Consider the following 21353-nt stretch of genomic DNA (forward strand, 5'->3'; position numbering starts at 1 on the left):
CTTCAGATTAAATTTTCTAAAAAAAATCAAAGGTTGGAGAAAAATTTTAAGTTTTAGAGTTCCATGATCTTATCTTAAAGCTCCTATTTAAGGTAATTTTAATATTTTTTTAATCCTCATTTAAGTTTCTTTTAATTGTAGCCAAGCAATTTTGTAATTTAAAAAGAAAATAATGAACAGAATTGCAGTGCTGTGCCTGGCCGTTTCCTCATTCATGGCGGCACAACAGCAAATGTCTCTTTTGGATTGCGAAGAAGCCTTCCAGAAGAACAATCTTCAGCTGCTTGCGGAACAATACAACATCAACATGGCGGATGCTGATATCCTGCAGGCTAAAATCTGGGAATTGCCACAATTGAGTGGACAGTTCAATGCTTATAATCCTGAAGGTAAAAAGTTTTTTGATGTTGGTCATTCAAAAGGAGCAGGCATTACCCAGCTAATTTATATGGGGGGTAAAAAGAAAAATGAAATTGCTTTTGCAAAATCGAATAAAGAATTGGCCCAGCTTCAGTTTTCTCAACTTCTTGTTGATCTGAGAGCCCAACTCCGTACTACTTATTTTAATCTTTACTACGAAAAATTAAAGCTTGAAAACACTGATAAGCAATTAGGGTATATGAATGACCTGTTAAGCGCTTATCGTGTACAGTCAGCTAAAGGAAATGTTTCCCTTAAAGATGCGGTGAGACTGCAAAGTCTGGTCATTCAGCTGAATCATGATAAGCTTGAAATCAACAAAAATATACTTGGTTTTGAACAGAATTTAAAAGTTCTTACCGGAATTTCAGAAGATATAGAACCTTTGATGCCCGAATCTGAAGCCAAAGAAGCACTGGCAACTCAGCCTTTTGGAGATGAAGATGAACTTAAAACTAAGGCATTGGAAAATAATGCAGATTATCGATATAATTTAAAATTAATTGATAATAGTAAGCTGTATGCCCAATGGCAGAAATCATTGAATGTACCGGATCTTAATGTGGGTGCAGCATGGGATCAGGCTGGAGGAACTTTTAACAATGAAGCGAATCTGACATTAGGAATTCCTTTACCATTATGGAGAGTGAACCAGGGAAATGTAGAAAAGGCTAATTATGCGATTCAGCAGAATCAGAAAAACGCAGACTTTCAGAAACTGACCCTTGAAACAAAGGTACAGGCAGCTTATAAAACCTGGAAAGCGCAATACGAGCAGCTTGCAGATATCAAAACAACAGATCTTCAGAACATGGATCTGGTTTATAACGGTATGATGACAAATTTCAGAAAAGGAAATGTAAATCTTATTGAATTTACAGACTTCATGGACAGTTACAGAGAAACTGCTCTTCAGATTTATGATATGAAGAACGAGATCATGCAGGCAGCAGAACAACTTAACCAATTAGTACAAACGAAAATCTTCTATTAAACATGAAAACTTATATTATTCCAGTATTAATGATCTTATCATTGATGGCCTGCTCAAAAAAGGAGGAAGAAAAAAACAATCCGGCTAAAAAAGGCTTTGAACTCAGCAATACCATGCTGAAATCTATTTCCCTGGCGAAGGTTGAACAAAGAAATATAGAAGATGAATATAGTTTTTATGGAAAAATCTCCGCAGATAAGAACAGCTATATAGATGTTTATCCATTGGTTGGAGGAAATGTGATGAGTGTAAATGTAGAACTTGGGGATTATGTGAGAAAAGGTCAGGTACTGGCGACTATCAGGAGTACGGAGCTTGCCGAAATTCAAAAAGATGTGAGTGATGCTAAAACAGACCTTGTAGTGGCTAAAAATAACCTTAGAGTTGCTAAGGAACTCTACGAAGGAAAACTAAATACAGAAAGAGATGTATTGGAGGCAAAAAGCCAGCTGCAGAAAGCAGAAGATCAATTACAGAGAGCTGCGGCTGTAAGTACTGTTTATAATGTGAAGTCAGGAAATATATACAGTGTGGTAGCACCTATTAACGGATATATTGTACAGAAAAGTATCAATAAAGATATGCAGCTGAGAAGTGACCGAAGTGATAATATTTTTGATGTTGCCAATACCACCAATGTTTGGGCCATTATGAATGTTAATGAATCGGATATTGAAAAGATAAGCCTTGGAATGAAAGCTCAGGTGTCTACACTTTCTTATCCGGATAAGGTCTTTGATGGAAAAATTGATAAGATTTTTAAAATCATTGATCCGCAAACCAATGCCATGCAGGCAAGGGTTGTTCTGGATAATGCTAATGGATTATTAATTCCGGATAGTAAAGCTACTATAAAAGTTTCCAGCCTTGAAAACAATACAATGCTGACTGTTCCTTCCAAAGCAGTAATTTTTGATGATAACAAAAGTTTTGTGGTAATTTTTAAATCCAGAACTGATGTGAAAATAAGAGAAGTGAAAGTACAGAAACAGGTAGGTGATGTTACTTATATAGCAGATGGCCTTAAAGAAGGAGAAGAAGTGATTACTAACAACCAGCTTCTGATATACCGCTCTCTAAACAGCTGAAAATTGTAGTGATTTAAAATAAATTCTTTCAACGGCTTTTTTAGGTCATCAATGTATCTATCATGAATAAATTCATAAAAAATATAATCGCTTTTTCATTAAAAAATAAAGCATTTACCTTTATCTGGGTGGCTATTTTAGCGATTGCCGGATTTATAAGTTTCAAAAATATGCCTATTGAAGCTTTTCCGGACGTTACCAATACCCAGATTGTAATCATTACCCAATGGAATGGGCGTAGTGCAGAAGAAGTAGAACGTTTTGTTACTACTCCCATAGAATTGGCGATGAGCCCGGTTCAAAAGAAAACCAGTGTGAGAAGTACCACGATGTTTGGTCTCTCCATTGTGAAAATTCTGTTTGACGATGGGGTGGATGATACTTTTGCCAGAAATCAGGTCAATAACCAATTAAGAACCATTAGCCTGCCTGACGAGGTGGACCCTGAAGTACAACCACCCTACGGGCCAACCGGAGAAATTTTCAGATATACACTGGAAAGTAAAACAAAAGATTCCCGTAAACTGCTGACCCTGCAAAACTGGGTGATAGACCGTGCCTTAAGAGGAGTGCCTGGGGTAGCGGATATCAATGTTTTTGGTGGACAGGACAAAGTATTTGAATTAAGTATCGATCCCAGAGCATTGGATAAATACAATCTGACCCCCCTCCAGGTGTATGATGCCGTTACCAAGAGTAATCTTAACGTTGGAGGAGATGTCATTGAAAAGAATGGACAGGCTTATGTGGTAAGAGGAATAGGTTTGGTAAAATCTATTACAGATATCGGAAATATCACCATTCAGAATGATAGCGGAAACCCTGTTCTGGTAAAAAATGTGGCAGAAGTTCATGAAAGCTCTATGCCTAGAGTAGGACAGGCAGCCCTAAATAACCATGACGATACCGTAGAGGGAATTGTGGTGATGAGAAAAGGGGAGAACCCAAGAGAAGTTTTGGTAGGGGTAAAAGCTAAAATTAAAGAGCTGAATGAAAAGATCCTTCCAAAAGATGTAAAAATGGTGACCTTTTACGATAGGGATAACCTGATGGATTTTACTACTAAGACTGTGATGCATAACCTGATTGAAGGGATTGTACTAGTGACTGTAATCGTTCTGATCTTTATGGCGGACTGGAGAACTACGCTGATTGTTTCTATCATCATCCCATTATCTTTATTATTTGCTTTTTTATGTCTAAAACTGGCTGGGATGAGCGCAAACCTACTTTCCCTTGGAGCCGTAGACTTTGGGATCATTATTGACGGAGCGGTCGTCATGGTGGAAGGACTCTTTGTAATGCTCGACCACAAAGCCCATCGGTACGGAATGGAGAAATTTAATAAATTAGCGAAAGGAGGCTGGATCAAACAAACCGGAACTGGTTTAGGAAAAGCAATTTTCTTCTCAAAGCTGATTATTATTACTTCATTGATTCCAATTTTCTCTTTCCAGAAAGTGGAAGGGAAAATGTTTTCACCTTTAGCCTTTACTTTAGGATTTGCATTGATAGGAGCGTTAATATTTACTTTAACACTGGTTCCTGTTCTTTCTCATATCCTTTTAAATAAAAATGTAAGGGAAAAAAATAACCCGTTTGTTAATTTCTGGGATAGAATTGTGTTAAAAGGTTTTAATCTAACCTTTAAACATAAAAGAACAAGTATGATTGTTGCTATTTCATTCCTTGCAGTAACATTGTTTTCCGGAAAATTCCTTGGAACTGAATTCCTACCGCAGCTTAATGAAGGTTCACTTTGGATCACCGCAGAAATGCCAATGAGTTCATCTTTAAAAGAATCTTTGAAAACAGCAGATCTTTTGAAAAAAGACATTATGAGTTTCTCAGAAGTAACAGATGTTCTGGCACAAACAGGAAGAAGTAATGATGGTACAGACCCGAACGGATTCGGATTCGTGCAGTTTGCCGTAAACCTGAAACCAAGAGATGAATGGAAACGGAAAATCACTTATGATGAACTCATTAATGAAATAGACCAAAAGCTTAGAAGTTACCAGGGAATTACCTTTAATTATTCGCAGCCGATTTCAGATAACGTGGCAGAAGCTGTCGCAGGTTTTAAAGCCGAGAATGGTATCAAAATCTATGGAGACAATTTAGAAACCTTAGACAAGTTAGCGCATGAGATTCTAGGTAAGATTAAAGATGTTGACGGAGTAAAAGATCCTGGTATTATTAAAAATATCGGTCAGCCGGAAGTAAGTGTAGTCTTGGACAGAGATAAGATGGCAGCTTATGGAGTAATGCCCGCTGATGCACAGGCTGTACTGGAAATGGCTTTCGGAGGAAAAACAGCTTCCGAAATGTTTGATGGAGAAAGGAAATTTCCGATTCGTCTTCGTTATTCCCAGGAATATAGAACCAATGAAAATGACATTGCTGCTTTGATGGTTCCTACTCAGGATGGTGCTAAAATCCCTTTAAAAGAGATCAGTACTATTGTGAAAGATAATGGAGCTGCATTTATTTACAGAGATAATATTAAAAGATATATTGGAGTGAAGTTCTCAATCCGGGATCGTGATTTGGGAAGTACCATTGCAGATGCCCAGAAAAAAGTAGCCACTGTTGAACTGCCGGATGGATATTCAGTAGGCTGGACAGGGCAGTTTGAAAACCAGCAGCGTGCTTCACACAGATTGGCCCAGGTCGTTCCCGTAAGTATTCTGATGATCTTTTTCCTTCTGTTTATCCTGTTTGGAAATATGAAAGATTCCCTTCTGGTTTTAGCGAATGTCCCATTTGCTCTGATTGGAGGTATTATTGCCTTGCATGTTACCGGAATCAATTTCGGAATCTCCGCAGGAGTAGGAATGATTGCCCTGTTGGGAATATGTATACAAAACGGAGTTATTTTAATTACAGAATTTCACCAGAACGTTAAAAATGGGTTGGATATAGATAACGCAATATTAACCGGAGTGAAATCAAGAACCAGACCGGTAATTATGACCGCTCTTATGGCTTCTATAGGATTGATGCCGGCAGCATTATCTACAGGGATCGGATCAGAGTCTCAAAAGCCTTTAGCTATTGTAATTATTGGAGGACTTATAACGGCCACCATACTTACTTTGCTTATTTTTCCGATTATTTTCTGGATTTTTAACAGGACTAAAAGGGTAAGCCAAGCCTGATTATCTTTCATTTTATATATTAATTGAGCCTGAAATATTCTGTATTTCAGGCTCTTTCGTGAAAGAGCCTGTAAAAGGTATCAGAAAGTTTTTTTCAATCCGGAAAAATGTGTAAATTTGCAGTCTCAATGCATCGAAATATAAGGTTTGTCCTTCATTGGATGAGAATATTGAAAGTTTTTTGAATAAAAAGTTTTTGGTATTTAAAAATTCATTATATTTGCACACCGAAAATTTGAAAAACAATAAATAAATAATTTTAAATCATGGCAAAGGAAACGTTTAATCGTAACAAACCACACTTGAACATTGGTACTATTGGTCACGTTGACCATGGTAAAACTACTCTTACAGCTGCTATTTCTGCTGTATTAGCTAGCAAAGGTCTTGCTGAGAAAAAAGACTTCTCTTCAATTGACTCTGCTCCAGAAGAAAAAGAAAGAGGGATCACTATCAATACTGCTCACATCGAGTATGAAACTGTAAAAAGACACTATGCTCACGTTGACTGTCCAGGTCACGCCGACTATGTTAAGAACATGGTAACTGGTGCTGCTCAGATGGATGGAGCTATCGTAGTATGTGCTGCAACTGATGGTCCAATGCCTCAAACTAGAGAACATATCCTACTTTGCCGTCAGGTAAACGTACCTAAGATCGTTGTTTTCATGAACAAAGTTGACATGGTGGATGATCCAGAATTGTTAGAGCTTGTTGAAATGGAACTTAGAGATCTATTAGCTACTTATGACTTTGATGGAGATAACTCTCCAGTAATCCAAGGTTCAGCTCTTGGAGCACTTACTGCAGCTACTAACGGTGACTCAGAAGATAAGTGGTTCAAAACTGTTGAAGCTCTAATGGATGCAGTTGATGAGTGGATCGACGAGCCAGTAAGAGATACTGATAAGCCATTCTTGATGCCAATCGAAGACGTATTCTCTATTACAGGTAGAGGTACTGTAGCAACTGGTAGAATCGAGGCTGGTGTTATCAACACTGGAGATCCAGTTGATATCGTTGGTATGGGTGAAGAAAAATTAACTTCTACTATTACAGGAGTTGAGATGTTCAGAAAAATCCTAGATAGAGGTGAAGCTGGTGATAACGTAGGTCTATTGTTGAGAGGTATTGAAAAAACTGACATCAAGAGAGGTATGGTAATCGCTAAGAAAGATTCTGTGAAGCCACACAAAAAATTCAAAGCATCTGTTTATATCCTTTCTAAAGAAGAAGGTGGACGTCACACTCCATTCCACAACAAGTACCGTCCTCAGTTCTACGTAAGAACTACTGACGTTACAGGTGAGATCTTCTTACCAGAAGGTGTAGAAATGGTAATGCCTGGTGATAACTTAGAGATCACTGTAGAATTGTTACAACCAATCGCTCTTAACGAGGGTCTTAGATTCGCGATCAGAGAAGGTGGTAGAACAGTTGGTTCAGGTCAGGTTACTGAAATCTTAGACTAATCATCTTAAAATAAATTAAGCTTCCGAAAGGAAACTCTCGGAAGCTTTTTAACTACGGGCATCGTCCAATGGTAGGATACCGGTCTCCAAAACCGTTGATCAGGGTTCGAATCCTTGTGCCCGTGCAAATATAAATTATGAGTTCATTTGTTGATTTTTTAAAAGGTTCTTATAACGAATTCAGACATAAAGTTGAATGGCCAAAATGGGCTGACCTTCAGTCGTCTACAATTGTAGTGACTATTGCGACAGTGATCTTGGCTTTATTTACTTTTGGAGTTGATGAATTGTTTTCAAAAGCAATCAGCAACATCATTGGAATGCTAATCAACTTGTTCAACTAATTAAAGTATTTTCCCATAATGAGCGAATTGAAATGGTATGTGCTGAAAGCAATCAGCGGACAGGAAAATAAAGTGAAAAACTATATTGAGACAGAAATCAAACGTTTAGGGTTTGAGCAGTACGTTACTCAAGTGGTTATTCCTATGGAAAAGGTTATTCAAATTAGAAACGGTAAGAAAGTTCCTAAAGAAAGACCTTACTATCCTGGATACTTAATGATTGAAGCTGAGCTGATGGGAGAGATTCCTCACGTTATCAAAAACATCCCTGGAGTTATTTCTTTCTTAAGTTTAACAAAAGGTGGAGATCCTGTTCCAATGAGAAAATCAGAGGTAAACAGAATGCTTGGAAGAATGGATGAACTTTCAGAATTCGCAAGCGATGTTGAGATTCCATATGTAGTAGGAGAAAACGTAAAAGTGATTGATGGTCCTTTCAACGGATTCAATGGTACAGTTGAGAAGATTCTTGAAGACAAAAAGAAAATTGAAGTTTCTGTATTGATCTTCGGTAGAAAAACTCCAATGGAACTAAGCTACATGCAAGTAGAAAAAGTATAATATTTACTTATATAAAATATAAAAGACTGCTATTAAGCAGTCTTTTTTTGTTTTTATTACTATCATGCTTAAGGAAATAAAGTACCAGCTATGAATATTTATATATAATAAATCATCCTTCTCATACTTTATATTGTTTCAAAGAAATCTTAATAAGCAGGGGTTTGTATTTATGGCTCGCCTAGATTAAACAATCATTGATCTTAGCTAAAACCTAATATAGATGTAGGTACTGTATATAATCTATCAGCTTTCAAGAGTTTTCGGCTATGTTTTTCAAATAATTTGATATAGATAAAATAAAACTTATTTTATACTTTTTTATTTTATTTTTTATAATTTTTCATATATTTTTTTATTGAAAATGTAAAAATAATAATTGGTGTTAGCTTCTTCTATAAGGCAGTTTATTATAATGTAATAATCACTTCTGTGGGACAAAATATAGGTTTTTCTCTGTTTGATAGCATTCCCGAAGGTCAATTCATTTTTGATGGCATACTTCTTGTAACTTATCCCGTAATTAACCCACAAAACTTATTGTTTTTTTATTAAGTACACTGTTTCCAGATGTACAGCACATTTAATGTTTTTTAATTAAAACTTGAATTGTGAGCAATAAGGCGTGGGTAATAGAAATCTTACAAACACATAACCGACAATGACAAAAATTATTTCGATGATCCTCTTAATAGGTTCAGCAGTATCAGTGAGTGCACAAGTTGGAATCAATACTGTCAAACCTGAAAAGGAACTTACCGTGAACGGAACGATGAAGACATCCGGCATTGTTTTCAAAAAACCTATGGAAAAGCTGGGTGCCAATGAAAACTATACGTTTATTATCAAGTCCCCGGCACCGGAAAATAAAATTACGGCATATAACGATACTTTCGTCCCGAATTCCCCGGCTCCTATTAACCTTATCCAGTATAAAATTACTTGTGACCCATCAGACAAGGACTGGGTAAACCAGTTTGATACCAAGATCAACTCTCAGAAATTTCTGGTTGTAATTTCTTCTTTTGGTTTTACACAGCCTATCAGAACGTATTCTGCAGACTGGCTTACTCCGATGCCACAGATATTCGCTTTTTCTTCCGGAGGAACCTGGAAATTGAAAGCCGATTATCAGGGATTCTCTCCGGATTCATCTTTTCCTACCGGAGAATGGACTCTTAATTTGCTGGTGTTTGATAGGTCATATGCTAAAGAATTTAATTCTACACAAAGTTTAGGAGCAACTGCAACCTCTACAACAGGCTCGGCCGCAGCTCCTTTAATACAATAAAAAACAAATAATGCAATGAAAAAAATTATCACACTATATTTTGCAGCATGCACATTTTTTGCTGTTAATGCACAGGTGGGAATCAATACTAAAACTCCCAAAGGAACTTTAGATGTGGAAGGAGAGACACTGGTAGAATCTTACTTGGTAGATACTGAGAATACATTTGCTGATGGAAGTTATTTACTTATTACCCGTTCTAAGGATTCTTCTCCTGTTGGGAAAGTTAAGTTATTAGATATTGCTCTTCGTAACGTTGCTCCTGTTAATACTTATAATGTTGTTTTGAAAAATGTTAATCAGGATGAAGTGGTTAATTTAAGTACAGGATTAGAGACTGACAAATATGTGGTTGCAATTACCGGAGCGACTTTTAGTGTAGCCACATCAGCGACTATTTCAACGACCACTCCCAAATCTTTTGGGGCGTATTCTGCGGAAGTAACCAAAGTTACCAGAGGAGGAAAAACTTATCATGCTGTTAATCTTGGATTTAAAGGGGCAGGAACTACTGGTTCACTGAATGGAACATGGACGTTTACTTTAAATGTTTTTGAAAGATCGCTGGTTAAAGACTGGGGTACTTTTACAGGATCTGTATCTGCATCCGGTTCACCGGTTTATTCAGGAGTTTCAACCAATACGCCTTTAGGGCTTCAGTAAAAACAAAACAATGGAAAGAAAAATTTATATCATTATGATTACCTTTTTGGGACTATTTTTAAATGCCCAACTTGGTAAAGTAGGAATTAATACAAAAAATCCTGTTGAAACACTTGATGTCAACGGAAAGTCATATACAAACGCTCTATATCTTAGAAATCCGGGAGAACCTACAATGACTGGAGGTAGTTTTTTAGCAACCTCTCAAAACGGTCTTCAACTGTATAACCCTAATCTGGAAAGCAGTGGTTTGTTCAATTATCTAAAACTTTCGCTTACCGGAGTTTCTGGTGCAGGAATTACAGATTATGATACTAAAATTGATGCTAACAACTTTCTTGTAGTTGTTCAGAACTATTCATTTAAGCTTAATGATAATTCTACCAATGTAATGCTTGATTACGGAGATAACGGGGTTAATGATAACAAGCAGGGATCTCCTGATGTGGCAGCGTTCAAAAGCAACGGGACCTGGCATATAAGAGCTAAATTTACAGATAGCAGAATTATTAATGCGAGTTCGGCCAATCCAGCCAGAACCTACAATAATTTTACAGTAGATCTGTACCTTATGGCCTATAAAAGATTGATCACAAAGCAGAATATTAATGATGTGAATGCTGATCTTGGAGGAACTGACGGTTCTACTCAAACGATTAATAAGCCATCAGGTTTTTAATATAAAAATAAATTGAAGATAAAAAACCAGTCTATTGAAAAATAGACTGGTTTTCATTTTAATGAACTCTTCAATGTTTTGGGGTGTTTTGTCAATTTTAAAGGTATATATAAGATTGACTGTAGTTTTTTCAAATGATTTTATAATTTTATAGGGAATTATACTTAAAATGGGAAAAAGACTATCTTTTACATGGCTGCTGTTGTTTTTATTTGTATTGTGCTTTGGGCAGAATGGAGAGTATGGGCAATATATGAATGAAGCCAACGAGCTAAAATTCAAGGATTGGAAAAAAGCAGAAGCTAATATACAGCAGGCCAGAAAAAGAGTTACTGATAATAATTTGGGAGATTTTTATCTGGAAGCAGCAAAAATCTACAGCGATGTAAACTATTTTGATTTGGCATTGGATTATTCTAACAAGGCGTATCACATATTTTGGGGTAAAGACGAAGAAAAGACAGCCAAGATAGATGGGATTTTCGCTTATACTTATTCTCAGCTCAATGACACCAGAAAAGCAGTTACTTATTATAAAAAGCTTTTGAACTTTTATCAGAAACAAAAAAAACAAACAGAAACCATTAAAGCATTTAATAATTTAGGAAATGCTTACCTGGTTTTGTCTAAACTGGATTCATCAAGATATTATTTTGAAGAAGGACTGAAATCTTTTGAAACCTATGATAACCCGGTGTTAAAAGCATTTGTGTTTTCAAACTTTGGTAAACTTAACTTTCTTGAAGGAAATCAGATCAAGGCAGAAAATTATCTGCTTGAAGCCAATACCATTTTAAAAAAAAATGTCATTGAAGATCATAAATCAAACTATCAGGTTAATTACAACCTTGCCAATTTTTATATCGAAACCCAAAATCCGGAGAAAGCTTTATTCTATGCTCAAAATGTAGGGAAGTATATAACTTCTAATGGAGTAAATTTTGATAATACCAATTATCTAAGAACTCTGTATAAAGCCTATCAGCTCAATAAAGATTACAAACATTCTGTAGAAACCTTTAAAAAATATGATTCTATCCGGGATCTGCTGAATATAGAAGAAAAGGCAGTGAATGTAGAACGATTGAAGGTACAACATGACTATGAACTGCAAAAAAGGCTGGATAAAATAGAACAGGATAAAAAGAATATGCTGTATGTAGTTTTGGTTATTATTCTCCTGTTGGTTGTGGTAATCAGTATTTTATTGTTGATTAATTTTAGGAACAAAGCAGAAAAGCTTCGTCTTGAAAAAAAATTGATTGAGAACCGTGAAAAACAGCTTGAAATAGATAATCAGATGAAAGAAAAAATGCTGGTCTATAAATCCATGGAACAATCTAAAATTGAGGAGATCTTTAAATCATTGCTGGAGCAGGTGAATGTTCTGAAGTCTAAGCTTAAAGACAGCGAAATTAATGAAGTTTCCAGAATTATCCATGAAATTAAACTGAATACTAAGAATGATTCATGGGGAGATTTTGAATATCATTTTCTGAATATCCATGAATCATTTTATGAAAATCTGGATGACAAGCATCCCGGATTGACGAATTATGATAAACGGCTGGCAGCAATGCTGAAACTTAAATTATCTACAAAAGAAATTTCAAATCTACTGAATGTAACTCCAAAAACAATTGAAAATTCAAGAACACGCTTGAGGAAAAAGATGAATCTTACCAATACAAAAGAAGATCTTGCTCAATATTTGAATGAGTTGTAATTGTTTGTAATTTAAGCATTTGTGTTTTAGTGTGTGGAGATAATGTGGTGTTTTTTTTCTGTTATGTGGTAATTGTGTGCGGTATTTTTAACAAGGTTGGATGACATTGTATTCCTTTGTCTCCTATTTAAAACAATACCGCAATGAAAAAATTACTTACTCTTTTTATAGGCCTTTCCATAAGTTTTATGGGAAAAGCACAATGGAATCCGATCCTGGACCAAAATTTTTTGGTAACCAGTGCAAAAGGAAGTTCTTTTGCTGAAACAATGAGTGATGGGAAAACTTATATTGGATTCTGGAAAAGTGTACCCGCTCCAGTGAATTTTGAACTTTGGGTTCAGATTTTGGATCAAAACGGAAATAAACAATTAGGTCCCAATGGAATTAAAGTTACAGATCAAATACCAATGGGAACTTACACGGTCGTAGAAAAAACAGCTGTAGATACATCAGATAATCTTTACATTGGTGTAACAGGAACGGGTGCAGGAACTCCGGGATATATTTTTAAAATTACTCCTCAGGGTATCTCAGAATGGCCAACCGGAATTAGCTTGGGTGAAGCTTATTTACCTACAATTCTTCCCTTATCTGATGGGAATATTGTGGTTGGATATTTCCCTCCAAGTCAAAAATATACTAAAGTCCAAATGTTTAACCAGGCCGGGCAACCAGTATGGACAGCTCCCACACAGATCGTTTCGAATGATGTTGCTAAAAATACAATTCCTGCCGACCTCTTTAAATTGGACGGGGATGAATGTGAAATTATTTTCCACAAGCAAGTATCCTTTGGTACTACAAGCTACTTGTTTGCCCAAAAGATCAATTTGAAAAGCGGGACCTTACTTTGGGATGCTCCCCAGCAGATTACCGCTAAATCTACTGCTTATAATGCAAAATATACAGGAGCTGTGGATGGGAGTGTAGTGTATTACGGGTACAGCACTGGCGAGAATATGAGGTTTGATGGATATCTTCAAAGAGTAAATGCCGATGGTACTCTGCCATGGGGCGTTTCCGGGGTAGATTTTGATACCAATCAGACCTATTTTGAAAAAGATATGAAAGTCGCTTTTGAATCAGGATCTCCTTATATCTGGTCTATTGCAAATTATAGTTCTTCATCTCAGGGAGAAAACGGAGAGTTTGTACAAAAATTTGATAAAAATACTGGTGCCAGATTGTTTACGGATAACGCCAAGCAGGTATTTCCTGTAGATAATACATCAATGTTCCATTATAGCAATCTGCAACTTGTAAATGATAAGCCATATTTTGTGGTACAGAAAAAAGAAGGTACGTCACTTAATGTATCTCTGAATGCTGTTCTGTTAAAGGATAGCGGTGATTTTGAGTGGTCACAGCACTATCTTCCAATAGCAACCTTTCCTGCCTCTAAAGGGTATACAACTGTTTTGAAACCCATCAATGGGCAAGGAGTAATTGTATTTCAGGAAACTAAAAATACAGAAGAGGCTCCCACGGGAATCTATGCGCAGAATCTGATCTTGCCTAATGGTACAATGGGAACGAATGATATTTCAGGAAAAAAAATCAACAGTAAACTTTACCCGAATCCGGCAACAGATATTATTCATATTGATGGATTAAAAGATCAGGATTTCAAAATCTATAATACAGTTGGTCAATTGATAAAAACGGGATTGATGAAGCAAGGAATGGTTGATATTAGTGATTTGATAAGAGGAGCTTATATTATAAAGGTGAAAGAAGAAAATATGAAGTTTATCAAAAAATAGTTTTCCATATTAGTAATAGTTTAATTAGGGAGAAGGGGAGCGGATATTCGCTCTCCTTTTCTTTTGTCAGAAAGCGAAATACGTTTACGCATATGAAAATCTGAAATGGGAACTTCTGAATATCAATTATTTTTTTAAAACTTTTTAAAAATCAGCAATATCCGTTTGTAGTTTCAAAAATATTTTATACTTTTGCAGTCCAAAAAGTAGGCTTATCATAAGTGAGTGCGATAACCTGCTGAATAATAAATGCTTCCAAACTCATTAATTATTCAAATTTAAAAAACAAACAATGGCTAAGAAAGTCTTTAAAATGGTAAAGCTTCAGGTGAAAGGTGGCGCAGCTAACCCTTCTCCACCAGTAGGTCCAGCATTGGGTTCTGCAGGTGTGAACATCATGGAGTTTTGTAAGCAATTTAACGGAAGAACCCAAGATAAGCCAGGGCAAGTTTTACCTGTAGTAATTACAGTATACGAAGACAAATCTTTTGAATTCGTTATTAAAACTCCACCTGCAGCAATCCAGCTAATGGATGCAGCTAAAATCAAGGGAGGTTCTGGTGAACCAAACAGAAACAAAGTAGGTTCAGTATCTTGGGATCAGGTAAAGAAAATCGCTGAAGATAAAATGGCGGATCTTAACTGTTTTACAATGGATTCTGCAGTTTCTATGGTTGCAGGTACTGCTAGATCTATGGGATTAAGAGTAACAGGAACTAAACCAACTTTTAACGCTTAAAACTATTAGAAATGGCAAAATTGACTAAAAAGCAAAAGGAAGCTTTAAGCAAAGTAGAAAAAGGAAGAATCTATAACCTTGAAGAAGGTTCAGCTCTTGTAAAAGAAGTGAACACTGCAAAGTTTGATGCTTCTGTAGATATCGCTGTAAGATTAGGTGTAGACCCAAGAAAAGCAAACCAAATGGTAAGAGGTGTTGTATCTCTTCCTCACGGTACTGGTAAAGATGTTAAAGTTTTGGCTTTAGTAACTCCAGATAAAGAAGCAGAAGCTAAAGCTGCTGGTGCTGATTATGTAGGTCTTGACGAATATTTACAAAAAATTAAAGATGGTTGGACAGACGTTGACGTTATCGTTACTATGCCAGCTGTTATGGGTAAATTAGGTCCATTAGGTAGAGTATTAGGTCCAAGAGGTTTAATGCCAAACCCTAAATCAGGAACTGTAACAATGGAAATTGGTAAAGCAGTAACTGAAGTGAAAGCAGGTAAAATTGATTTCAAAGTAGACAAGTATGGTATCATCCACGCTGGTATTGGTAAAGTATCTTTCGATGCTGCTAAGATCAAAGAAAATGCGCAGGAATTGATCTCTACATTGATCAAAATGAAGCCAACTGCTGCTAAAGGAACTTATGTGAAGTCAATCTATTTGTCTTCTACAATGAGCCCTGGTATTGCAATTGATACTAAATCTGTTAACTAATAATAATCCTTAAGACAATGACAAAAGACCAAAAAGTTGTAGCAATACAAGAGATCAAAGATTTGCTTCAGGATGCAAAAGTAGTATACGTAGCAGATTTAGACGGTTTGAACGCTGGTAAATCTTCTGACTTCAGAAGACAAGCTTTCAAGCAAAATATCAAAGTAAAAGTTGTAAAAAATACACTTTTACAGAAAGCAATGGAACAAATCGAAGGAGTAGATTACTCTGAAATGTTCCCTACTTTCAAAGGTAACTCAGCGTTGATGATTGCTGATACAGCAAACGCTCCTGCTAAGTTAATCCAAGGATTCAGAAAGAAAGAAGAGAAGCCAGCTTTAAAGTCTGCTTTTGTTCAAGAAACTTTCTACTTAGGTGACAACAACCTAGACATGTTGGCTAACATCAAGTCTAGAGAAGAAATGATCGGTGAAATCATCGGATTACTTCAGTCTCCAATCCAGAGAGTTGTTTCTGCTCTTCAAAACAAACCTGAAACTGTAGAAGCTAAAGCTGAAGAAGCTGCTCCTGTAGTTGAAGAAACTCCTGCTGCTGAAGCTCCAGAAGCTGCTGCAGAAAGCACTGAAGAAACAAGTGCTGAATAATTATACTCAAAAAATTAAATAAATAATCAACAAAAACATTACAACAATGTCAGATTTAAAAAATTTAGCTGAAACGCTAGTAAACCTAACTGTAAAAGACGTAAACGAATTAGCTACTATCCTTAAGGATGAGTACGGAATTGAGCCAGCTGCTGCTGCTGTAGTAGTTGCTGCAGGTGGAGCAGGTGATGCTGCTGAAGAAAAGACTGAATTCGACGTAATTCTTAAGTCTGCAGGTGCATCTAAATTAGCTATCGTTAAATTAGTAAAAGATTTAACTGGTGCTGGTCTTAAAGAAGCTAAAGATATCGTAGACGGTGCTCCTTCTGCAATCAAAGAAGGTGTTTCTAAAGACGAAGCTGAAGCTCTTAAGAAGCAATTAGAAGAAGCTGGTGCTGAAGTAGAATTGAAATAATTTCAATTTTATTATAAATATAAGAAGCCTGAGCAATTTGCTCAGGCTTTTTGTTGTAATATACTCCATAAATTCTACATTTTATTCCTAAGTGTATTTGAATATTTTTACAGGGTATTTTATTATATTTTATTATAGTTGATGATTTAATAATAATTAACATAATATTCTGTTTTAATTTTATGTATTTTTATTTTTCAGTGTATTTTTAATGTTAAAATATTGTTTTATTTGAAAAAGTATTATATTTGCACTAATAAAAAACACAACAACTTGGATAGAAATTATATTCTTTCCTATGGTCAAATAGCATTTCTTCTGCTCCTGTTGACTATAGGAAAATTAAACGCAAGAATCATATCTGCTACAATGGGTATGTCTGAGTTGCTGCACTATACAGATACAAAAGATACTAAACTTTACCCACACTTATATGATGCTTTTTCACAGGAGCCTTTGAGTTCTGTGAAATGCAGACCTCTTCATGTAAAGATCAATGCTGATTCTCAACCTATATTTTTAGAACACTCTTTACAAAGTAATCTTCCAATGGTCAATGACCGGAATTTTTTTCTTTTACCTATAAAGAACTTAAAGTCCATTTCTGTTGAGTATAAATGGAGAATATTTAATGCTGCTGTTCACACAGAAGGATTAAGTATAGTAGAACACATAAAGAACTTTTATATTAACTCTGTCAAACTGATTGATGGTTTTAAGTTTATCATTAAAATCCCGGATAAACTGAATACTGACCTTTAAATAATATTTCTCACTTTTTCAGATTCCTGATGGTCTTTTCACTTGTTTCATTTACATATTTAATTGAAACCGGTTATTGGATTGGCCTTTCTATAAAATAAGCACAAAAAACAACAAATATAAACTAAGAATGAAAAACAAATTATTCACTCTAGCACTTTTATCTGTCGGATTTTCCATATCTGCACAGGTTGGGATTAACATCGACCAGCCTCAGGCTAGTCTTGATGTGGTGGGCTTTCCATCAAATACTAATAAACTTGATGGAGTTATTGCTCCAAGACTTACAGGAGTACAGCTGAAAGCTAAAAATTATACGGCTGCTCAAACCGGAGCAATAGTATATGTAACTTCTGCCGAAACAGCTCCTACCGGGCAAACTGTAAATGTCATAGCTCCCGGTTACTATTATTTTGACGGAACAAAATGGGGAAATTTAAATGGAGACTGGCGTACTGTAGGTAACGGCGGTACAATAGCAACTTCCTCAACGTTAGGAACAGATATTTCTACCGGAAATTATTTGGGAACAAGTGATGGACAGAATCTTGTATTGGCCACTCAAAAAAATGTCAAAGCAATACTTGATATAAACGGAACATTGCAAGGGGGCAACTCCAATGATGCAACAGGCTCCTATGCCGCTTTTTCCTGGGGATCAAATAATACAACCAATTCAACATCTTCCAATGTTGCTATCGGAAGAAATAATACAGCTACTGCAATCAATGCTAATTTTCCAGCAGTAGCTATCGGGGCCAATAACTCGGCTACCAGTGGTGCAAAAATTATTGGGAATTCCAACACGGCAACTGGGGCCAATCATTTTGTATTTGGAAATTCGAATACAGTGAGTGGTGCAACAGGACTTACGCTAGGGAATCTACATAACAACAAAGGTGGAATTGCTATAGGTAGCGGAAATACAGTAGATCCCAATAGCTTTGCTGTGGGCTCAGCAAGTTCGGCCGTGGGAGGCAAAGCATTTGTAGTAGGGTTTTCCGGAACTGCTAATTCAGGACAAACAGTATATACAAACGGAACGCAGGTGTTTTTTAATGAGAATAACGCAGCAACTACTGATGTAGGAATCAACATGATTCCCAGTTCGGTAAACTTTGCAGATCTGGAAGTGAGTAAAGCAATACAAATTAAAGCGAATACGAGACCCACCTGTGATGCCTCCAATGCTGGAACTATTATATACGAAGTATCATTATCAGTAGGGAGCTTTGTTGGATGTAAGCAGACCGGTGCCAGTGTCTTTACATGGCAGACCCTTTAATAGAGAAAAACACAAACTTTATAAAACAATACAAAATGACCAAAAAATTATTCGAGAAACTAGCTGCAATGCTTATGACATTGATGATGTCTGCGGTAGTATTTGCACAGCAAGGGTATGAACCGATCCGTGGAATGGGAGTGGAAGCAAAACCGGTAAACAATTCCGGGATTTGTTTGGCATGTTACAACGGAAGCATGAATCCGGTTGTGGATGCCAGCCTGGACAATAGTGTGAGTATGGGGAACTTCGCTTCTTTAATAAGTGGGAACGGAATCTCTGTAAAAAATAAGAATACCACTTATCCGGCAGGATATATTACCGGATTTAATGTGGATCTTGGAACAAGCTTTATTACAATTGATCTTTTAAGTTCATTAAGAATTAGTACATATAAAAATGGAGTTCTTCAGGAAACTACAACAAGCAGTACGCTTTTATCAGTGCCTGCATTTGGTGAAAGCAAAAACAGAATATTCTTGCATTTTAAGACTTCTAAGGAATTTGATGAAGTGAGATTGTATCAAACCAATGTTCTTTCCGTATTCAGTGCAATGAACGTGTATTATGCATTTGCATTCGATCCTGCCAGAGTACCGGTAGATAACAATGGGATTTGTGATGATATCATTGCAGGAAGTGGTGTGGATGGTAATGTGTCCGGAAGCAGCAGTTTTCTTGCTCCGCTTTCTTACGTTCAGAATAAAGAGAATATCGGTGATGGAAATAAAAACTCCTTCGGGAAAATAGTTCTTCCTATAGGATTATTAGGATCTTATTCGGTAGGAGTATTAGATAAAAATCAAGTATATCCTGCAGGGAACAGAACTGGGTTTGTAATTGAGCCTGACGATCAGGGGAAATTGTTAAGTGCTGAGTTTTTAAAGAATATTACGATTGAAACTTACTTATTTGGACAGCTGCAAGATTCTAAACAACTTTCAGACGGTGGAGGATTGATTAATATTAAAGTTATTGGATATGGTTCAGGGAAACAAAAAATAACTTTAACAACCACTAAGCCTTTCAATGAAGTAAGATTGAAGATTACCCAGACGGTAGGATTTAACCTGGGAGCACTTAAAGTGTATTATGCTTTTGAAGAGCCGGTCTCTTGTGAATGTGATGATAAAATTCAGACCAGCGGTTCAGCGGTACCTGGAAATTTAGTAACAGGATCAAGCTGGACATCAGGACCTGGATTTCTTGGTCTTATTTTAGCTAAAATGACAAATCCGGAAGCCATTGTTGATAATAATCCATCCAATTACGCAACGGCAACAGTTCCGGCTGCCTCTATCTTCAGTATTTTCTCCGCATTTGCTACCGTAAGCAGTAATAGTATGCTTCCTGCTAATACGATGGCGGGGTTTACTGTGGAAAAAGCAGGAAATCTTCTTGGGGTAAGCGTTCTTGAAAATATTAGTGTAACATTGTATAATGGAAACTCTGTAACAGATACTTTTACCAGCTCAGGAAGTCTTATCAGCGGAAATTTCTTTACAACAAACTCCAATAAATTTTATGTAGGAGGAAAGGCTACGAAACCTTTTAACAGAATGAAAATTACCTTCAATAGTGGTACTGCTGTTCGTATTCCTCAAAACTATTACATCTATAACGCATTTGCCAGCAAAGATGATGATAATGATGGGGTTCCAAACTGTTTCGATCGTTGTCCTGGAGGAGATGACAGTATTGATAATAACGGTAATGGTATTCCGGATTGTGCAGAAGGATGTACAGTGGTGAATGATAAATCGCCTACATTGGATACGGATGGAGACGGAATTGTAGATGCGTGTGATTTTGATTCTGATAATGATGGTATTCCAGATTCTATGGAAGACTTTGATAAAAATGGAAAATTTGAAGACGATGACTTGGAAGGAGATATCTTAATTACTCCTATATTGGGCGATGCTATTCCAAATTACCGTGATTTGGACTCTGATAACGATGGAATTTTAGATCTTTTTGAATCAGGTATTCCGGTTTCAGTGATTAACCAGATCGATGCAGACCATAATGGTATTATTGATAGTGGTGTTCAAGTAGGTAAAAACGGGTTAGCAGATATCTTGGAAACGTATCCTGATTCCGGTACTTTAAAATATCCGATTAGAAATACCGATGGAGATAATCTTCCTGACTTCCTTGATATCACTTCTAACGGTTCAGACTTTGATCTGTATCAAATAGGCAAGGGAAATCTTGATACATTAGGTGGAGGATTTATTTCTACAATCAATGATAGTGATAAAGATGGTATTCAGGCAGTAGTAGATACTGATCTTGTGAAAAGAGGAGCTCCGAATTCTCCACTTTCACCGTATGCTTCATTGCTTAAAAATGGATTGAATAATTCTGCAAAAATGGGGGAATCTTCAGAAATAAGAGAGGCAGCAGATGATGTGAAAATCTATCCTAATCCTATCAAAGCTGGAGAAAATCTTATGATTACAGCAGCTGAGGAAGGAACTTATACATTATTCTCTGCAGAAGGAAAGGCTGTAAAGTCTGGTAAATTCTCAGCACGTACAGGTGTAGATACTGGTTCATTGCCTACGGGAATTTATATCATTAACATAGAAACCAAATCAACGATAAAATCTTATAAGGTAATTGTGAAATAATCATAAGAAAGATGTAAAGCACTCTCTTACAACTGAATATAA

The 21353-nt window shown here is 36.3% G+C and carries 18 protein-coding genes and 1 tRNA gene; all 19 read left to right on the top strand.

Translation table 11 applies throughout. From position 1 onward, the window contains the following. Positions 1-172: 172 nt before the first annotated feature. The gene (locus tag EG344_RS14085) at positions 173-1414 is read left to right on the top strand and encodes a TolC family protein (RefSeq protein ID WP_123909954.1); all 1242 of its coding nucleotides are present in this window, start codon (positions 173-175) and stop codon (positions 1412-1414) included. A 2-nt stretch (positions 1415-1416) separates the two neighbouring features. Continuing rightward, a complete protein-coding gene (locus tag EG344_RS14090) occupies positions 1417-2502 on the top strand; it encodes an efflux RND transporter periplasmic adaptor subunit (RefSeq protein ID WP_123909955.1) in 1086 nt (361 codons plus the stop codon). Between the two features lie 62 nt (positions 2503-2564). Next, positions 2565-5663 carry an efflux RND transporter permease subunit gene (locus tag EG344_RS14095; RefSeq protein ID WP_123909956.1) on the top strand — a complete coding sequence of 1033 codons (3099 nt, stop codon included), beginning with the start codon at positions 2565-2567 and terminating at the stop codon, positions 5661-5663. 266 nt (positions 5664-5929) lie between these two features. Then, entirely contained in the window at positions 5930-7135 is a 1206-nt protein-coding gene (tuf, locus tag EG344_RS14100) for an elongation factor Tu (RefSeq protein ID WP_045501120.1), read from the top strand. A 54-nt stretch (positions 7136-7189) separates the two neighbouring features. Continuing rightward, positions 7190-7260: transfer RNA gene (locus tag EG344_RS14105), tRNA-Trp, on the top strand. A 12-nt stretch (positions 7261-7272) separates the two neighbouring features. Beyond that, on the top strand, positions 7273-7479 hold the full coding sequence (gene secE / locus EG344_RS14110) for a preprotein translocase subunit SecE (protein ID WP_002976410.1): 207 nt from the start codon (positions 7273-7275) through the stop codon (positions 7477-7479). An 18-nt stretch (positions 7480-7497) separates the two neighbouring features. Continuing rightward, positions 7498-8040 carry a transcription termination/antitermination protein NusG gene (nusG, locus tag EG344_RS14115; RefSeq protein WP_065395256.1) on the top strand — a complete coding sequence of 181 codons (543 nt, stop codon included), beginning with the start codon at positions 7498-7500 and terminating at the stop codon, positions 8038-8040. A gap of 679 nt (positions 8041-8719) precedes the next feature. Further along, the gene (locus EG344_RS14120) at positions 8720-9331 is read left to right on the top strand and encodes a hypothetical protein (RefSeq protein ID WP_228412738.1); all 612 of its coding nucleotides are present in this window, start codon (positions 8720-8722) and stop codon (positions 9329-9331) included. A 15-nt stretch (positions 9332-9346) separates the two neighbouring features. Next, positions 9347-9994 carry a hypothetical protein gene (locus tag EG344_RS14125; RefSeq protein WP_123909958.1) on the top strand — a complete coding sequence of 216 codons (648 nt, stop codon included), beginning with the start codon at positions 9347-9349 and terminating at the stop codon, positions 9992-9994. A 10-nt stretch (positions 9995-10004) separates the two neighbouring features. Next, complete coding sequence (locus EG344_RS14130) at positions 10005-10673, top strand: hypothetical protein (protein ID WP_123909959.1); 669 nt, start codon at positions 10005-10007, stop codon at positions 10671-10673. 169 nt (positions 10674-10842) lie between these two features. Then, positions 10843-12399 carry a tetratricopeptide repeat protein gene (locus EG344_RS14135; protein WP_123909960.1) on the top strand — a complete coding sequence of 519 codons (1557 nt, stop codon included), beginning with the start codon at positions 10843-10845 and terminating at the stop codon, positions 12397-12399. Between the two features lie 143 nt (positions 12400-12542). After that, positions 12543-14165 (top strand): T9SS type A sorting domain-containing protein, encoded by a 1623-nt coding sequence (locus tag EG344_RS14140; protein ID WP_123909961.1) that lies wholly within the window; start codon positions 12543-12545, stop codon positions 14163-14165. 292 nt (positions 14166-14457) lie between these two features. Continuing rightward, positions 14458-14904: a 50S ribosomal protein L11 gene (rplK, locus tag EG344_RS14145; protein ID WP_027375531.1), complete on the top strand. Its 447-nt coding sequence runs from the start codon at positions 14458-14460 to the stop codon at positions 14902-14904. An 11-nt stretch (positions 14905-14915) separates the two neighbouring features. After that, positions 14916-15608, top strand: a complete 693-nt coding sequence (gene rplA, locus EG344_RS14150; RefSeq protein WP_045501112.1) for a 50S ribosomal protein L1 — start codon at positions 14916-14918, stop codon at positions 15606-15608. Positions 15609-15625: 17 nt separating this feature from the next. Continuing rightward, the gene (gene rplJ, locus EG344_RS14155; RefSeq protein WP_045501111.1) at positions 15626-16213 is read left to right on the top strand and encodes a 50S ribosomal protein L10; all 588 of its coding nucleotides are present in this window, start codon (positions 15626-15628) and stop codon (positions 16211-16213) included. Between the two features lie 46 nt (positions 16214-16259). Continuing rightward, positions 16260-16628 (top strand): 50S ribosomal protein L7/L12, encoded by a 369-nt coding sequence (rplL, locus tag EG344_RS14160; RefSeq protein ID WP_123909962.1) that lies wholly within the window; start codon positions 16260-16262, stop codon positions 16626-16628. Between the two features lie 273 nt (positions 16629-16901). Then, positions 16902-17390 carry a hypothetical protein gene (locus EG344_RS14165; RefSeq protein WP_123909963.1) on the top strand — a complete coding sequence of 163 codons (489 nt, stop codon included), beginning with the start codon at positions 16902-16904 and terminating at the stop codon, positions 17388-17390. A 130-nt stretch (positions 17391-17520) separates the two neighbouring features. Then, positions 17521-18675: a hypothetical protein gene (locus EG344_RS14170; protein WP_123909964.1), complete on the top strand. Its 1155-nt coding sequence runs from the start codon at positions 17521-17523 to the stop codon at positions 18673-18675. A 35-nt stretch (positions 18676-18710) separates the two neighbouring features. After that, positions 18711-21311: a T9SS type A sorting domain-containing protein gene (locus tag EG344_RS14175; RefSeq protein WP_164464438.1), complete on the top strand. Its 2601-nt coding sequence runs from the start codon at positions 18711-18713 to the stop codon at positions 21309-21311. The last annotated feature ends 42 nt before the right edge of the window (positions 21312-21353 follow it).

This window comes from Chryseobacterium sp. G0162, from assembly GCF_003815715.1.
In the GTDB taxonomy this organism is placed as follows: domain Bacteria; phylum Bacteroidota; class Bacteroidia; order Flavobacteriales; family Weeksellaceae; genus Chryseobacterium.

Coding starts and splice junctions, on each gene's coding strand:
- EG344_RS14085 (WP_123909954.1), top strand. CDS start 173: ATGAACAGAATTGCAGTGCTGTGCCTGGCCGTTTCCTCATTCATGGCG.
- EG344_RS14090 (WP_123909955.1), top strand. CDS start 1,417: ATGAAAACTTATATTATTCCAGTATTAATGATCTTATCATTGATGGCC.
- EG344_RS14095 (WP_123909956.1), top strand. CDS start 2,565: ATGAATAAATTCATAAAAAATATAATCGCTTTTTCATTAAAAAATAAA.
- tuf (WP_045501120.1), top strand. CDS start 5,930: ATGGCAAAGGAAACGTTTAATCGTAACAAACCACACTTGAACATTGGT.
- secE (WP_002976410.1), top strand. CDS start 7,273: ATGAGTTCATTTGTTGATTTTTTAAAAGGTTCTTATAACGAATTCAGA.
- nusG (WP_065395256.1), top strand. CDS start 7,498: ATGAGCGAATTGAAATGGTATGTGCTGAAAGCAATCAGCGGACAGGAA.
- EG344_RS14120 (WP_228412738.1), top strand. CDS start 8,720: ATGATCCTCTTAATAGGTTCAGCAGTATCAGTGAGTGCACAAGTTGGA.
- EG344_RS14125 (WP_123909958.1), top strand. CDS start 9,347: ATGAAAAAAATTATCACACTATATTTTGCAGCATGCACATTTTTTGCT.
- EG344_RS14130 (WP_123909959.1), top strand. CDS start 10,005: ATGGAAAGAAAAATTTATATCATTATGATTACCTTTTTGGGACTATTT.
- EG344_RS14135 (WP_123909960.1), top strand. CDS start 10,843: ATGGGAAAAAGACTATCTTTTACATGGCTGCTGTTGTTTTTATTTGTA.
- EG344_RS14140 (WP_123909961.1), top strand. CDS start 12,543: ATGAAAAAATTACTTACTCTTTTTATAGGCCTTTCCATAAGTTTTATG.
- rplK (WP_027375531.1), top strand. CDS start 14,458: ATGGCTAAGAAAGTCTTTAAAATGGTAAAGCTTCAGGTGAAAGGTGGC.
- rplA (WP_045501112.1), top strand. CDS start 14,916: ATGGCAAAATTGACTAAAAAGCAAAAGGAAGCTTTAAGCAAAGTAGAA.
- rplJ (WP_045501111.1), top strand. CDS start 15,626: ATGACAAAAGACCAAAAAGTTGTAGCAATACAAGAGATCAAAGATTTG.
- rplL (WP_123909962.1), top strand. CDS start 16,260: ATGTCAGATTTAAAAAATTTAGCTGAAACGCTAGTAAACCTAACTGTA.
- EG344_RS14170 (WP_123909964.1), top strand. CDS start 17,521: ATGAAAAACAAATTATTCACTCTAGCACTTTTATCTGTCGGATTTTCC.
- EG344_RS14175 (WP_164464438.1), top strand. CDS start 18,711: ATGACCAAAAAATTATTCGAGAAACTAGCTGCAATGCTTATGACATTG.